Below are 14,720 nucleotides of genomic sequence, written 5' to 3' on the forward strand. Positions count from 1 at the left end.
TGACCGCCCCGCCGCCGCTCTCATCGCTCCGCCGCGTGCGCCCTCGCCCGCACCTCGGCGAACGTCGTATCGACCAGCATCCGCCCCGTGTCGAACACCGTTTCGAGCGCGTCGTCCCACTCGCCTTCGAGCGCACGATCGTCCCACGCGACCGGCAGCGCGACCGTCCGGTACTCGCCCGTGCGCCGATTACGCAGCAACGTGAGCCGCCCCTTCTTCGAGCGCTTGCCCTGATCGGTGACCGGATCCTTGCGGACGTCGTGCCAGACGCCGTCGCGCTGGATCGCCGAGCACTTCATCGCGAAGCGCTGCGTATCGCGATTCACCTGTTGCAGCAGCGCGCCGCCCATCCCGAACACGACGTTACCGGCCGCATAGCCCGCGTCGTCGAGCGCGGCGAGGATCGCGCCGATCGACAGCTCGTCGACGCCATCGCCCTGAATCACGCGCACGCGGTTCAGCACGCGCCGCCCCTTGCCGTTCACGGTCGAGCCGAACGATGCGTCGAGCGCGCGCACGGTCTGCAGCACGATCGTCACCGGGTCGCCCGAATCGGGACGCACGACGAGCGTCGCGCCCGAATCGATCACCGCCTGGCGCAGCGGACCGCCCCACATTTCAAGCGCGGCGAACAGATCGTAGGAGTCCGACACGACCGACACGATCGCGCCGGGCAGACCGAAGCGGCTGATCATGTTGCGGTACGCATCGGCTTCGTGCTCACGCCCCCACGACGTGATCGTGCTGTGCTCGGCCGCCGGCACCGAGTAGGCGGCCATCGGCTCGCGATAGAAGCGGTTCGCGGCCAGCACGCCGAGCACCGTGTCCGAACCCATGAAGCTCACGAGGTGCGCGGCGCCGCCGATCGCGGCCGATTCCGCGCTCGATACGCCGCGCGCGCCGAAGTCGTGCAGCTTGAACGGCAACTGGGCGAGATCGTCGTCGGTCTTCTCGAGAAAGTGGCGGATCGTCTGCCGCAAGTGCCAGCTGCGCGTCGCGACCGTCACCGGGTACCACACGCGCAGCAGCATCGTCTCGAGATACGACGCGAGCCAGAACACCTTCGGGTCCTCGCATTCGACGGTCATCAGCACGTTGTGCACGGGAACGATCGAACCCTCGGGCACCGCGCGAATCTTCACGGGCAGGTAACCGTCGTAGTGCTCGACGACATGACGCCAGCCGTCCTCGTTAAACGGTTCGCCGTGCACCGCGAAGAAGTCGCGCGCGTCGTCGATCATCGCGTGCGTGACGGGCCGGCACAGATATTCCTTCAGCAGCATCTGCAGGCCGAAGAACAGCGTGCGGTCGTAGCGGCCACCGCGCGACTCGACGTACGAGAACATCGCCTGCGCGTCGGGCGGATATTGCAGGAAGTGGGAAGCCTTGTACGAATCCGTGTTGAGGATCGGATTGGCGAGAACCGCGGCAAAGCCGCCGGGATCGTTTTGCATGGCTAGAGCTCCTCTAGGCCGTTGAAGTGCCGCCGCGTCTGTCGCAGCGGACCGGTATCCGGGGAATCAGCGGATCACAGCTTCCCCAGGAAGTGATACGCGATCTCGAAGTGATCCTCGAACATCACGTTGCGCATCTGCGCGAATTCGTTGAGCGGCACCCAGCGCGCCTTGTCGGCGTCGTCGCTGCCCTTCACGCGCGGCAGCTCGCCGGTCGGGAAGTTGAACAGGCACGCGTGCGTGATCGTGCGGCCGCGCAGCGAGCGGGTCGGATGATCGAACACCTGGCGATCCTTGATCGAGCCGCGCAGCACGGGCTCCGGCAGCTTCAGGCCGGTTTCCTCGCGCAGTTCGCGGATGCACGCCGCGTCGAGCCGTTCATCCTGCTCCACGAAGCCGCCCGGCAGCGCCCACAGGCCGCGGCCCGGTTCGCTGCGCCGGCGCACGAGCAGGATATGGCCCGAGTGCACGACCACCGCGTCGACCGTCACGAACGTGACCGGATACGGTGCGGCCGCCCATGCCTTGCGATACGCGGCGATGAACTCGGCCTCGGCCTTCAGCTGCGCGAATTCCGGCTGCGTGCGAAAACGCTCGAGCCAGCCGAACACGGGTTCCGGCACCGCCCATTGCACGAAGCTGTTGGTGCGTTCGGCGAAATACTGGTCGCGGATTTCTGTGGCGGAAATGTCTTCGGTCGCATCGACGTCGACGAGCTCCCATTGCGGGAACATCCGCAGGTAATACGACGTGGCGTCCTTCTCGTGGCCGATCAGCCCGACCTTGCGCTGTGCGATGCTGCCGAGTGCGTCGGCCACGGCATCCTGCACCCAGCGCACCCAGTCGCCGTCGTTGTACGTCGAATCCTGCACGGGCGCGATCGTCACGCGCTCGCGTTCGGACGCATCGAGCAGCGAGGCCAGCATCTGGCGACGCTCGTCGAACGAGAACGGATCCTTGATGGTGCGGGGCTTGTCGGTCGAGCCGATCAGCACGCACACGCGCTCGGCCCGGCTCAGTGCCGATTTCAGCACGTTCAGGTGACCACGATGCGGAGGCTGGAAACGACCAATGAAAACGAGCGCGTCGAAGCGCCGGTTCTGTTGCGTACTCATGAGGCTCCCTCAAGAGATTGAAACGCTTCGGGTCTTTCCCGAAGGCATGGAATCGATCGTAGGGGAATTCCCGGAGAAGGTCAATCGAGCACCCACTCGACTTGACGAAGTCTGACGAAACGCGCGGTTTTGGCGCGTTACACTCGATTTCATCCTAATCCGCGCCGGCGCACCCGCCATCCATCATGAGAATTTCAGTGAGTCGGATCGTCGGCGTCGATCGCGGGCGCCTGTTCACGTGGTCGCAGGACTACGCGCGGCGGCTCGTGTGGGACAGCTTTCTCACCGACGCCTATCTGCCCGACGGGATGACGGCCGACGTCGGCGTCGACGCGTTCTGCCGCAGCCAGTCGGGCGCGACGATGGTGTCGCGCTACATCTCGTACCGTCCGCCGCAGGTCGCGGCCGTCGAGATGATCGACGGGCCTAAGGTGCTCGAACGCTTCAGCGGCAGCTGGAACTTCACCGAGCGCACGCCGGGCACGACCGAAGTGAAGTTCACGTACCACTTCCGCGCGCAGCCGGCATGGCTGCGCTGGCTGCTCGAACCGCTGATCGGCGCGTTCTATCTCGTGCACACGCGCCGGCGTCTCGACTCGTTCAAGCGCTGGGCCGAGGCCGAAGCGCTGCCGCGCTGAGCGCCGCTCACGCGACGCCGCGCGCGACCTGCTGCCGGACCTGCGCGTGCGTGCCGAGCGCGGCGGCAATCGCATCGACCGCATCGGCCGTGCGCGCGGCGCCGCACATGAACGCGTCGACAGCCGCGAAGCCGTGCTCGGGCCACGTATGAATCGTGATGTGCGACTCCGCGAGCAGCACGACACCCGTCACGCCGTGCTCGCCGCCGAAATGATGGAAGTGCGCGCCGATCACGCGCGCACCGGCCCGCTGCGCGGCGTCGGCGAGAATCGCTTCGAGCCACGCCGCATCGCGCAACAGCGCCGCGTCGATGCCAGCGAGATCGGCCAGCACGTGCGAGCCGAGCGTCGCGCGCGGCGGGGCGATGCACTCGCGCGCCGTCATTTGTGCGACCCGTACGACGAGTAGCCGCTGCGCGCCGACGAACTGCCCCACCCGCTGCCGACCGAACTCACGCCGCCCAGCGACGTGCAACTGAACAACGTGACGACAATCAGCCCGTAGAGTCCATAGAGGATGTGACGCATCAGCTGTTGCCCCCATCCGATGCGAAACCCTTCCACAGCCATTCAGGCAGCCACAGCACGAGCAGGCCCACCAGCACGAAGACGGAGCGGCCGCTGAACGAGAACAGCGAGCCGATGTTGAAGATCACGAGCAACGCGCTGAACACGAACGGCAGCGGCGCGAAGCTGTGCGGGTACTTTTCATCGAAGAGGCCCGTCGGCTTCCCGGCCGAACCCGTTGCGGGCACAACGGCCGTCGTCTTGAGCGCCGGCGTGGCGAAGCGTTCGGCCAGCGCGCTGGCCGACAGCCGGCGCGCGCGCGACCACACGATCTCGGCGGCGCTGCGCTCGCGCGTGAGCTTGTCCTTCTGCCAGCCGTAGTCGGCGATCGACGTGCGGTCGCCGACCTGTACGCGCCAGTTGAACGCGCCGACCACGTACACGACTTCCGAGTCGTACGTGTCGCGCAGTCGATAGGCCTTGCCGTCGTCGGTCACGTCGGACTCGCCGCCGATCGTCGGCCAGTGATCGAGCACCTGCACGCGCTCCCAGCGCCCTTCGCTCTGCACGAGCCACAGGAAGCCGCGCTTCGGGTTCAGCAGCAGGTATTCGTCCCACGTCTCGTCGTCGCCCGGCACGCGGCAACGCATCATGCCGATCACCGTGTACTTCACGCCGTCGAACATGCCGATCGCACCGAGCTCCAGCGCGCCCTTCACCGCATCGAGCCTGCGCTGCGCGGCGAAGACGGTCTGCTGCTCGGCCGTGCATTGCACGCCCGCGTGGCAGCTGCCGCACACGACGTAGTCGGCGAGGTTCGGCGCATACGACAGCGGCGCGCCGCAGCTCGGGCACGCGAACGGCACCATCGTCGCGCCGCGTTTCTCGCGCGTATCGGTTTCGATATCGCGCAGCCCGGTGAACGCGAGCGCGTCGAACTCCAGTGCCTCGCCCGTATAGACGGCAGGACACCCGCCATTCGCATCGGCGTCGGAATAGTCGTAGGTCGCGAACGCGTTGCCGGTGCGCAGGTCGACGACGCGCGCCTCCCAGCCCGCATCGACACGGAACGGCAACTCGCCGTCGCCGCCCGTGCAGCGTGCGGTGCGCACGTCGGACACGAGATACGCGCGGCCGCCGTGATCGATCCGCATGCCGGGTTCGAGCGTGCCGAACGCCGGCCACGCGCCGCCGGACGCATCGTCGGGCTCGCGCACCGTGACCGCATACTGGCCCGACGCATCCGACAACCAGCCGAACGCGCCGTCGTCGAACACGACGTACCACTCGCTCCACGTGCCGGCGTCGTAGGTCATCTGGATGCGGCCGAGCACGGTGAACGCGCGCTTGCCGTAGCGGCCGGCCGTGCCGATCTGGATCGGCGACGCGTCGTCGAGCACCGTGGCGAGCTCGCCGATGCGTTCGACGTCGGCACCGCGCTTGAGCAGCGTGCTGCGACAGAACGCGCAGACGGCCATTACCGCCGCCGCCGAGCGAAACTCGACCGGCGCGCCGCACTGGGGGCACGAAGTACTGAACATGCGTGACGCTTACCGGGTGAGCTTCGCGAGGATTTCCGCCTTCGCGCGCGAATAGTCTTCTTCGGTCACGAGACCCTTGTCGAGCAGGGCCTTCAACTGCTCGAGACGCTGCACGTAGTCGGTCCCTTCGGCCGGTGCGGCCGGCTGCGCAGCCGCAACCGGTGCCGCGGCGGGCGCGGGCGGCGCCGCTTGCGCCGCGTGCGCGGCGCCGGCGATCTGGCCGGCCATCGCCTGGCCGATCACCGCGCCGGCCGCGAGCCCCGCGCCGACGCCCGCGATGCCGCCCGGGTTCTGCGCGGCCAGCGGGATCGCCTGCGCGGTCTGGTATTGCGTCGCGCGGCCGAGATCGCCGGCCATCCCCGCGCCGATCCGCAGGTCGAGCGCCTTCTGCAGCTCGGCCGGCAGCGACACGCTTTCGACCGCGAACGCATCGAGCGCGAGGCCGTAGCGCGTGAACACCGGCACCAGCGCCTCGGCGACACGTTGCGACAGCAGCGTCTGGTTCGCGGCCATGTCGACGAACGGCACGTCGGCCGAGCCGAACGTCGTGCTCATCGCGGTGACGACCAGGTTGCGCAGCTGCTGTTCGAGATCGTCGACCGTGTACTGCGCACGCGTGCCGCTCACCTCGCGGTGGAACGCAGCCGCATCGACGATCCGGTACGAGTAGATGCCGAACGCGCGCAGCTGCACGAAGCCGAATTCGCGATCGCGGATCGTCACCGGCTGCGCGGTGCCCCAGCGCCGGCCGAGCTGCAGCCGGGTGCTGAAGAAGTAGACGTCCGACTTGAAAGGCGACTGAAAGAACTTGTCCCAGTTCTTCAGGTACGTGAGCACCGGCAGCGTGCGCGTTTCCAGTTTGTACAGCCCGGGCTGGAACACGTCGGCGACCTTGCCTTCGTTGACGAAGATCGCGACCTGCGTTTCGCGCACGGTCAGCTGGCCGCCGTACTGGATCTCCTGGTCTTCCATCGGATAGCGCCAGGCCAGCACGCCGTCGGTGTCTTCCGTCCATTGCAGGACGTCGATGAACTGCTTGCGGATAAACGAACCCAGACTCATGTCGGTCTCCTCGAACGCGTGGCGCGTCAGGTCAGGCAGGCGGCATTGATGATGCCGACGACGAGCGATGCGGTGCCCATCAGGCCGCCCATCGCGACGTTGCGATCTTCGATCGCATGGTTCATGCCGGAAATCAGGCGGGTCAGCACCGCATAGGTGACGAGCTGCACGGCCATCGCGCCGATGGCCCACAGCACGACTTCGCCGAGCGTCGAATTGTGCGCGATGCTGGAGGCGAGCGTCAGGCAGAAGCCGATCAGCGCGCCGCCGAACGACAGCGTCGCGGCCGGGTTGCCGGCGCGGATCAGTGCCAGTTCGTCGAACGGGGTGACCTTCAGGTACACTGCCGCGAACACAAAAAGCAGCACGAACGCCGACAGTAAATGGACCGCATAAAGATAGGCACTATTCATTCTTTTCCTCGGATTTTGTGCTCGCTTCGCCGCCCCCTCTCCGGTCGGCCCATGGAGCGCCGCCCCGCGCCCGGCCGCCCCACGGATAGCCGCGCCAGTATATCCACATTGACGAACACTGCACAACGGACGCGCCATGCTGCATAAGCGCGCGCTCGTCCTGTCGATTCTCGTGCTCGCGTCGTGCGGGCTCGGCTACGAACTGATCAGCAGCGCGCTGGCGAGCTACCTGCTCGGCGATTCGATCCTGCAGTTCTCGTCGGTGATCGGCTGCTACCTGTTCGCGATGGGGATCGGCTCGTGGCTCGCGAAGTTCGTCGAGGACGACGACGTGCTCGACCGCTTCGTCGACATCGAGCTGCTCGTCGGCCTGCTCGGCGGCGTGTCGGCCGCGCTGCTGTTCGCGGTGTTCGGCTGGCTGGCCGCGCCGTTTCGCGCGGCGCTCTACGCGCTCGTGCTCGCGCTCGGCCTGCTGATCGGGATGGAGATCCCGCTCGTGATGCGTGCGTTCCAGCAGCGCCGCCAGGCGTTCCGCCATACCGTCAGCGAGGTGCTGACCTTCGACTATCTCGGCTCGCTCGCCGTGTCGCTGATCTTCCCGCTCGTGCTCGCGCCGCGTCTCGGCCTGTTGCGCACGAGCTTCCTGTTCGGCTTGCTCAACGCGTTCGTCGCGCTGTGGACCACGCACCTGTTCCGCGACGAGATCCGCAACGTGCGCGGCAAGCTGATGCGCGCGTCGCTCGTGATCGGGCTGCTCGTCGCCGGCTTCGCGCTGTCGGACCGCATCACGCACTGGGCCGAACACGGCGTGTACGGCGACGAGACGGTCTATTCGGAAACCACGCCCTATCAGCGCATCGTGCTCACGCAGTGGCACGACGACATGCGGCTGTACCTGAACGGCAACCTGCAGTTCTCGTCGCGCGACGAGCATCGCTATCACGAGGCGCTGATCCATCCGACGATCGAAGCGCTGCCGTGGGCGAAGCGCGTGCTCGTGCTCGGCGGCGGCGACGGCCTCGCGGTGCGCGAACTGCTCAAGCACCGCAACCTCGAACAGATCACGCTCGTCGATCTCGATCCGGCGATGACGAAGCTGTTCTCCACCTCCGTGCCGCTCGTGAAGCTGAACCAGGGTTCGCTGAAGGACCCGCGCGTGCAGGTGATCAACGCCGACGCGGTGCGCTGGCTCGAAGCGAGCGCCGACGTGTACGACGCGATCGTCGTCGACTTCCCCGACCCGACCAACTTCGGGCTCGGCCGGCTGTATTCGGTGCCGGTGTTCCGGCTGCTCGCGCGCCACCTGTCGGAGAACGGCTATACGGTGATCCAGTCGACGTCGCCGTATTTCGCGCCGCACGCGTACTGGACGATCGTCTCGACGCTGCACGAAGCCGGGCTCAACACGTGGCCGTACCACTGCTACGTGCCGTCGTTCGGCGACTGGGGTTTCGTGATCGCCGGCAAGCGCCGCGACTTCACCGTGCCGACGCACTATTCGGTGCCGACACGCTGGCTCGACGCGCAAACGGCCGTCGAGATGTTCCATTTCCCGGCCGACATGCCGGCGCGGCCGATGTTGCCGAACGAACTCAACGACCAGCCGCTCGTGCGCCGCTTCGACGACGACTGGAAGCACGTGCTGCGCTGATGGATCGCCGCACCTTCCTCGTCGCGTCCGCGGCTGCGTCGCTCGCCGCATGCGGTCGCACCGGCTGGATCGAGACGACGCCGCGCGTCGCCTACCCCGGCATGCGCGAAGGCCACGCGCTGCGCGACCACGCGGCGCTGCCGCCGCCGTCCGGCACGATCGAGACCGACGTCGCGATTCTCGGCGCCGGCGCGGCCGGCCTGTCGTGCGCGTGGCAGCTCGCGCGCGCCGGTCACACGCGCTTCGTCGTGCTCGCGGGCCCCGAATTCGGCGGCAATGCGGCCGGCGGCCGCTTCGGCGAGCTCGGCTATCCGAAAGGCGCGCACTACCTGCCGCTGCCGTCGCTCGAATCCGTGCATCTGCGCGACATGCTCGCCGATCTCGGTGTGATCGAGTCGGCGCCGTTCTCCGCGCAACCCGTGTACGACGAACGTGTGCTCGTGCACGCGCCCGACGAACGGCTGTTCATCCGCGGCGAGTGGCAGGACGGCATCGTGCCGGCGACCGGCCTCGACGCCGACGCCCTCGCACAGCAAACGCGCTTTTTCGCGTACACGGACGGCCTGCGCACCGCACGCGGCGCGGACGGCCGCAAGGTGTTCTGCATCCCGATCGCGGAATCGTCACGCGACGCGCGCTGGCGTGCGCTCGACCGGCGTTCGTTCAAGCAGTGGCTGCTCGACGAGGGTTACACCGCGAACGCGCTGCACTGGTACCTGAACTACTGCTGCCGCGACGACTATGGCGCGGGCTACGAGCATGTGTCGGCGTGGGCCGGGCTCCACTATTTCTCGGCACGCGGCGGCCATGCGCGCAATGCGAGCGACGGCGCGGTGCTGACCTGGCCCGACGGGCTGCATACGATGGTGACGAAGCTGAGCGATTCGATCACCGCGCGCACCGGTTCGAATGCGTGGTCGCGGGACGGCTTCGCCGTGCGCGCGACCGAACGCGCGGGCGGCGTCGACGTGCTGTGCGCACGCGTCGCCGACGACGGTACGCTGTCGACGTTCACGCTGAAGGCGCGGCGCGTCGTCAGCGCGATGCCGCTGTTCGTCGCGGCGCGCGTGTTTCCGCAGTTGCACGCATACGGCTTCGATCCCGCGCGCGACCTGCCGCCACGCGCGCCGTGGCTCGTGTCCAACTTCCTGCTCGACGGGATGCCGGCCGAGGAGGCCGGCGTGCCGCTCGCGTGGGACAACGTCGTCTACGACGGCGCGGGGCTCGGCTATGTCGTGTCGACGCACCAGTTGATCCGGATGTCGCCGCCGACGCGCTCGGTGTTCTCCGCCTACCAGGCGTTGAGCACGCGCACGCCGGACGACACCCGCCGCTGGCTCGCGCAGGCGCAGCCCGACGCGCTGCGCGAACAGGCGGCGATCGACCTGCAGGCCGTGTACGGACGCGAGCTGTGGAAGCATGCGAGCGCGCTCGAGATCACCGTGCGCGGTCATGCGATGGCGACACCCGACGTCGGCTTCCTGAGCCGGCCGGGGCTGCTCGCGCTGCGCGAGGCCGACGGCCCCATCGTGTTCGCGCATGCGGATCTGTCCGGGCTGTCGCTGTTGGAGGAAGCGTCGTACTGGGGCGTGCTCGCGGCCCGCCGCGTGCTCGCCTGAGCGCCGGCTGCCGGCGCACGCGGCAGCGCGCATTCCGTCATTGCGGCGCCGCCGGCAACCGCTATAATCGCGCGACATTCCGACTGCATTGAGCAGGCCGACGGTGCCGGGCCATTCGCCGCGCCGCATCCCCTCCTCGACAACAACAATGACACACCGAACCGTTCGACGCCTTCGCCCGTTCGCTCGCGCCGCCGCGCGCCTGCTCGCGTGCGCCCCACTGCTGGCCGCGCCGCCGGCGCTGCATGCGGCCGATGCCGCCAGCCCGGACGCGCAGCCCGCATCCGGCCGCTACATCGTCGTCGATACCGGCCATACGCCGGCCCGCCCGGGTGCAACCGGCGCGAGTGGCCGCGTCGAATACCGGTACAACCTCGACCTGTCCACCGCCGTCGCCGAAAAGCTCGCCGCGCATGGCGATCGCGTGCTGCGTACGTCGGCCGACGGCCGCGAGATCACGCTCGACCAGCGTTCGACGCAGGCGCCCGACGCGAACCTGTTCGTGTCGATCCATCACGATTCGATGCAGCAGCAGTTCATCGACGCGGGGCGGCAACGCGAATTCCGCGGTTTCGCCGTGTTCGTGTCGGAACGCAATCCGCACTATGCGGAAAGCCTGCGTTGCGCGAAGTCGATCGCCGAGCGGATGATCGCGGCCGGCGAACGGCCGTCGCTGTATCACGCGCAGCCGATCAAGGGCGAGAACCGTCCGCTGATCGATCCGCAACTCGGCATCCATCGCTTCGACGATCTCGTCGTGCTGCGCACCGCGCCGATTCCGGCCGTGCTGGTCGAGGCTGGCGTGATCGTCAATCCCGACGAGGAAAAGCGTCTCGCGCAGCGCGAGACGATCCAGCGTCTCGCCACCGCGATCGCGGGCGGGATCGATGCGTGTACGGCGGCCAGGTAGAGGCTGGCGCCGGTCGGTTTCAACGGTTTTCACCCAGTGAGGAGCACCACCATGAAGAAAAAGAATCTGCTTGCATCCTTTGCGCTGCTCGCGCTTGCCGTTCCGTTCGCCGCGCAGGCGGCCGGGTGCGGGAAACCGCGCAGCGCGTTTGATCAGGTGTACTGCAGCAGCAACGAGTTCTCGCAGCTCGACCGCGAACTGAACGATCAGTACGGCCGCGTGCGCAAGCACCTGAGCGGCGACCAGCAGGCGAAGCTCAAGACGAGCCAGCTCGCGTGGATGAAGCAGCGCGACGACCGCTGCAGCGAAACGCGCGACGACGGCTACCTCGTGAACCTCCAGTGCGCGATCGACGCGACGCAATCGCGCCTGTCGTTCCTGCGCGAACGCGAGCGCGAATGCTCGAGCACCGGGTGCGTGACGGCGAAGCTCGGCGAGTAAGCGCTGCACGGGTGTCGTGCCGCGAATCGCTTCGCGGCGCGGCACTCCGCTTTCCGGCCATATTCGTTGCGGAATACGCATGGCACCGAATACGACGATCGACATCCGCGCCGCCACGCCCGCCGACGCGCCGATCATCGCCGCCATCCACGTCGCATCGTGGCAAGCGACCTACCCGGGCATCATGCCTGCGTCATTCCTCGCCGCGCTGTCGGTCGAACAGCGCACCGCCGCGTGGCGCGCTGCGCTCGATGCGGGGCGGCCGCGTGTCGCACTCGCCTTCACGGAAGACGCGCCATCGGGCTGGATCGCCTATGGCCCAACCCGCGACGCCGACAAGGACGCGACCTGGGGCGAGATCGAAGCGATCTACCTGCATCCGTCGCATTGCGGACAGGGAATCGGCGCCGCGCTGATCGCTCACGCGTGCCGATCGCTGCATGACGCCGGCCATGAATGGGTGTCGCTGTGGGTGCTGGTCGAAAATCGTCGCGCGAAGGCGTTCTACGAACGCGAGGTCTTCGTCGCCGAGCGCGACATCAAGACGTTCGAGATCGACGGCGTGCCGATCGAGGAGGTCCGCTATTGGCGCGCGCTACCATAGCTCCGCCATTCCTCCCGTGCCGCTCTTCCCGTAACGCCCCGCATACGTTCGGTCCATTTCCCCCCGCGTTCGACGCCGATATCGTGCTCGTGTCCACTCCCATCGCGGACACATCCAGACCGATCGATATCGAACCGGAGGCACATCATGCAATACGCATATCGTGGTGAAGACAACGCCCGTGCGGGCAAACCCGGCCGCACGCCGGCGCAGGTCAAGGCCGCGGGCGGCTTCACGCCGTGGCTGGCGAAGACCGTCGAGAAAGCGAGAAGCAACCTCGTGACGCTCGTCGCAAACGGCACGCTCGCGGAACAAGCGCAAAGCTGGTGCATGTACAAGAACAAGGAGAACGGCTGGTTCTTCAGCACCGGCACCGACGTGCAAACGGCCTACGACCACTACGACTTCTTCTATCGTCTCGCGATCGACGGCCTGAACAAGGTCGACTGGAGCGTGATGAAGGCCAACGTCAAGGGCATGAGCCTCTATCTGAACGGAACGTCGGTCGACGACTCGACGCTGATCGCCGTCGTCTGGTCGGTACGCCCGACCGAACTGCTGATCATGACGCCAGTCCCAACGGGGTCCATCGACGTGCAAGACGGCAATCGCTGGAACCCGCTGTCCGCGTATTGAGCGCATTCGATCGCGACGACGCATGCCGATCGCGCGTGACCCGCCGCGGGGTCACGCGTCATGCGTTCACAGAAACCACCGATACTCCCGCGCACCGATCTCGTTGCGAAAATCCAGCTCCTCCTGCCGCTTGTTCTCGCAATACACCATCACGAACTCGCTGCCGAGCCCGTCGCGCACCGCCGCGTGATCCTGCATCGCCGCGACGGCCGACAGCATCTCCTTCGGAAAATCGATCCCGCTGCCGCGATCGTCGTTGAGCGGCGCGATCGGCTCAAGCCGCGCATCGAGCCCGTGCTCCATCCCGGCCAGGATCGCCGCGAGCACGAGGTACGGATTCGCGTCCGCGCTCGCGAGCCGATGCTCGATGCGCAGATTGCGCGCATCCGAATCCGGAATCCTGATGCACGCGTCGCGATCCTCGAAGCCCCAGCTTGCACGGCTCGCCGCGTTCACCATCGATCCGTAGCGGCGGAACGCATTGTGATTCGGCGCGAACACCGGCATGCAGTGCGGCAGCAACGCGAGGCAGCCGGCCACCGCATGCCGCAGCGGCCGCTGCCCGTCCGCGGCGAGCAGGTTGCGACCCGCATCGTCGTACAGGCTCACGTGCACATGCATCCCGCTGCCCGGCGCATGCAGGTACGGCTTGCCCATGAAGCTCGCGCGATAGCCGTGCTGCAACGCGACGCCGCGCGTGCTGCGGCAGAACAGCGCCGACCAGTCGGCCGCGCGCAACGCATCGTCGGTATGGCCGAAGTTGATCTCGAACTGGCCGGGCCCGAGCTCGGCCGTGATCACCGTCGCGTCGACACCCTGCTCGCGCGCGGCCTCCACCATCTCGTGCAGCACGTTGGAAAACCGCGACAGGCGTTCGATGTGCATGTTCGGCTGATCGTCGCGGTCGTCGCTCAGGCGGTCGCGCGGATACTGCGGCATCCCGTCCGCGAGCTGCGCGGCAAACAGATAGAACTCGAGTTCGAACGCGACGACCGGCCGGATGCCGCGCGCCGCGAACCGCCGCAGCACGCGCGCAAGTACCTCGCGCGGCTCGAACTCGATCGGCGCATCGGTGCCGTCGGAGCTGATCAGCATCTGCGCGAGCGGCTGCCGCTCCCAGCGCACCGGCTTCAGCGTGCCGGGGATCAGGCGACGCGGCGCATCGGGGTCGCCGTCGTTGAAGCAGTAATCGCCGATCTTGTAGAGGCCGCCCTGCGTGCCGAGCAGCACGCAGTTCTGCGGCAGCTTCAGCAGCGCACCGGACGCGACCTTCTCGAGCGCATCGATCGGATAGCGCTTGCCGTAGAAGTGGCCGGGCAGGTCGAGACAGATCAGGTCGACATAACGGATCTCGGGATGCGCCTGCCGGAATGCGCGGACTTCATCGACCAGCACGGTAACGACGTCAGCCATGTCTCATCCTTTCCATGTCTTGTATGGCGGTGCCGCATCGCGGCGAACCGGACACATCGGCATGCGGCACTCACATGCCCGATTTCGATCAGTACTGCAAACCGCTGGCACGGCGTGACGGCCTGTCAGGCTGCCGCGCCAATGACTCAGGTGAAAACCCAGATCACGCGCGTGAGCGTGTCGCCCAGGTTCGCGTAACGAAACCGCTGGTGCGCGGGCAACTGGAACGCGTCGTTCGGGCCGAGCGTGACGGGCGTGTCGTCGCCGTCGATCCAGATCGTCAGCTCGCCTTCGAGCACGAAGCCGCCCTGCTCGTCGCTGTCGTCGACGGAGCGCTCGCCGCTGTTCGCGCCGGGTGCGAGATGGCTCTCGAGGATCGAGAAGCGCGAACGCATGTTCGGCGACACGAGGATGTCCGTGATGCCGGCCGCGTAATACACGGTGCGCCGCTCGTCGGGCCGCGTGACCCACGGCACGCTGCGCGGCTTGCTCAGGCTGTAGAAATACGTGGTCGGCACGCCGAGCGCCTCGCCGATCGCGGTGAGATCGGCCACCGTCGGGCGCGACAGCCCGCGCTCGACCTGCGACAGAAAACCGACCGAGCGGCCGATCCGTTCCGCGAGATCGTTGAGCGTGACCTTGCGATGCTTGCGCAGGTCGCGGATCAGGATCGCCAGACTTTCTATTTCTTCCTGTTCGTTCATGTCAGATTCCGG

At 67.3% G+C, this 14,720-nt stretch carries 16 protein-coding genes; 7 read left to right on the forward strand and 9 right to left on the reverse strand.

Annotated features, from left to right (window positions below; translation table 11 throughout):
* Positions 1 to 20: 20 nt before the first annotated feature.
* Entirely contained in the window at positions 21 to 1,454 is a 1,434-nt protein-coding gene (locus tag ABIC50_RS15905; RefSeq protein ID WP_354165322.1) for a nicotinate phosphoribosyltransferase, read from the reverse strand.
* A gap of 74 nt (positions 1,455 to 1,528) precedes the next feature.
* Positions 1,529 to 2,569, reverse strand: coding sequence for a bifunctional nicotinamide-nucleotide adenylyltransferase/Nudix hydroxylase (locus ABIC50_RS15910; RefSeq protein WP_105786809.1), 1,041 nt, complete (start codon positions 2,567 to 2,569; stop codon positions 1,529 to 1,531).
* Between the two features lie 185 nt (positions 2,570 to 2,754).
* Between ABIC50_RS15910 and ABIC50_RS15915 the strand changes: the two genes are divergently transcribed.
* Positions 2,755 to 3,207, forward strand: a complete 453-nt coding sequence (locus ABIC50_RS15915) for a type II toxin-antitoxin system RatA family toxin (RefSeq protein WP_354165324.1) — start codon at positions 2,755 to 2,757, stop codon at positions 3,205 to 3,207.
* Positions 3,208 to 3,214: 7 nt separating this feature from the next.
* Here the strand turns inward: ABIC50_RS15915 and speD are convergent, their stop codons facing one another.
* From speD to ABIC50_RS15940, 5 genes are read right to left on the reverse strand one after another with little or no spacing between them, the layout of a single operon-like run.
* Complete coding sequence (gene speD, locus ABIC50_RS15920) at positions 3,215 to 3,592, reverse strand: adenosylmethionine decarboxylase (protein ID WP_354165327.1); 378 nt, start codon at positions 3,590 to 3,592, stop codon at positions 3,215 to 3,217.
* Positions 3,589 to 3,735 (reverse strand): hypothetical protein, encoded by a 147-nt coding sequence (locus ABIC50_RS15925; RefSeq protein ID WP_164714756.1) that lies wholly within the window; start codon positions 3,733 to 3,735, stop codon positions 3,589 to 3,591. Before ABIC50_RS15925 ends, speD begins: the two co-directional genes overlap by 4 nt.
* On the reverse strand, positions 3,735 to 5,255 hold the full coding sequence (locus ABIC50_RS15930) for a DUF4178 domain-containing protein (RefSeq protein ID WP_354165329.1): 1,521 nt from the start codon (positions 5,253 to 5,255) through the stop codon (positions 3,735 to 3,737). The genes ABIC50_RS15925 and ABIC50_RS15930 overlap by 1 nt, the downstream gene beginning before the upstream one ends.
* Positions 5,256 to 5,264: 9 nt before the next feature.
* The gene (locus tag ABIC50_RS15935; RefSeq protein WP_354165331.1) at positions 5,265 to 6,317 is read right to left on the reverse strand and encodes an SPFH domain-containing protein; all 1,053 of its coding nucleotides are present in this window, start codon (positions 6,315 to 6,317) and stop codon (positions 5,265 to 5,267) included.
* 26 nt (positions 6,318 to 6,343) lie between these two features.
* Positions 6,344 to 6,730 carry a DUF350 domain-containing protein gene (locus tag ABIC50_RS15940; protein WP_105830379.1) on the reverse strand — a complete coding sequence of 129 codons (387 nt, stop codon included), beginning with the start codon at positions 6,728 to 6,730 and terminating at the stop codon, positions 6,344 to 6,346.
* Between the two features lie 136 nt (positions 6,731 to 6,866).
* Here ABIC50_RS15940 and ABIC50_RS15945 point away from each other — a divergent pair, with 136 nt between their 5' ends.
* The 6 genes from ABIC50_RS15945 (at position 6,867) to ABIC50_RS15970 (ending at position 12,591) form a co-directional block, all read left to right on the forward strand.
* Positions 6,867 to 8,381, forward strand: a complete 1,515-nt coding sequence (locus ABIC50_RS15945) for a polyamine aminopropyltransferase (RefSeq protein ID WP_354165334.1) — start codon at positions 6,867 to 6,869, stop codon at positions 8,379 to 8,381.
* Positions 8,381 to 10,000: an FAD-dependent oxidoreductase gene (locus ABIC50_RS15950; RefSeq protein ID WP_354165336.1), complete on the forward strand. Its 1,620-nt coding sequence runs from the start codon at positions 8,381 to 8,383 to the stop codon at positions 9,998 to 10,000. The genes ABIC50_RS15945 and ABIC50_RS15950 overlap by 1 nt, the downstream gene beginning before the upstream one ends.
* Before the next feature lie 148 nt (positions 10,001 to 10,148).
* Positions 10,149 to 10,910, forward strand: a complete 762-nt coding sequence (locus ABIC50_RS15955; protein ID WP_105830376.1) for an N-acetylmuramoyl-L-alanine amidase family protein — start codon at positions 10,149 to 10,151, stop codon at positions 10,908 to 10,910.
* 51 nt (positions 10,911 to 10,961) lie between these two features.
* Entirely contained in the window at positions 10,962 to 11,351 is a 390-nt protein-coding gene (locus ABIC50_RS15960; RefSeq protein ID WP_105830375.1) for a lysozyme inhibitor LprI family protein, read from the forward strand.
* A 79-nt stretch (positions 11,352 to 11,430) separates the two neighbouring features.
* Entirely contained in the window at positions 11,431 to 11,955 is a 525-nt protein-coding gene (locus tag ABIC50_RS15965; protein WP_354165338.1) for a GNAT family N-acetyltransferase, read from the forward strand.
* Positions 11,956 to 12,102: 147 nt separating this feature from the next.
* On the forward strand, positions 12,103 to 12,591 hold the full coding sequence (locus ABIC50_RS15970; protein ID WP_354165341.1) for a hypothetical protein: 489 nt from the start codon (positions 12,103 to 12,105) through the stop codon (positions 12,589 to 12,591).
* Positions 12,592 to 12,657: 66 nt separating this feature from the next.
* Here ABIC50_RS15970 and ABIC50_RS15975 read toward each other — a convergent pair whose 3' ends face one another.
* Both ABIC50_RS15975 and ABIC50_RS15980 read right to left on the reverse strand, forming a co-directional pair.
* Positions 12,658 to 14,004, reverse strand: coding sequence for a glutamine synthetase family protein (locus tag ABIC50_RS15975; RefSeq protein ID WP_354165344.1), 1,347 nt, complete (start codon positions 14,002 to 14,004; stop codon positions 12,658 to 12,660).
* A 146-nt stretch (positions 14,005 to 14,150) separates the two neighbouring features.
* Positions 14,151 to 14,708, reverse strand: coding sequence for a helix-turn-helix domain-containing protein (locus ABIC50_RS15980; RefSeq protein WP_011659265.1), 558 nt, complete (start codon positions 14,706 to 14,708; stop codon positions 14,151 to 14,153).
* Positions 14,709 to 14,720: the final 12 nt, after the last annotated feature.

Origin of the sequence: Burkholderia sp. 567, from assembly GCF_040545115.1 — a bacterium.
GTDB lineage: Bacteria > Pseudomonadota > Gammaproteobacteria > Burkholderiales > Burkholderiaceae > Burkholderia > Burkholderia ambifaria.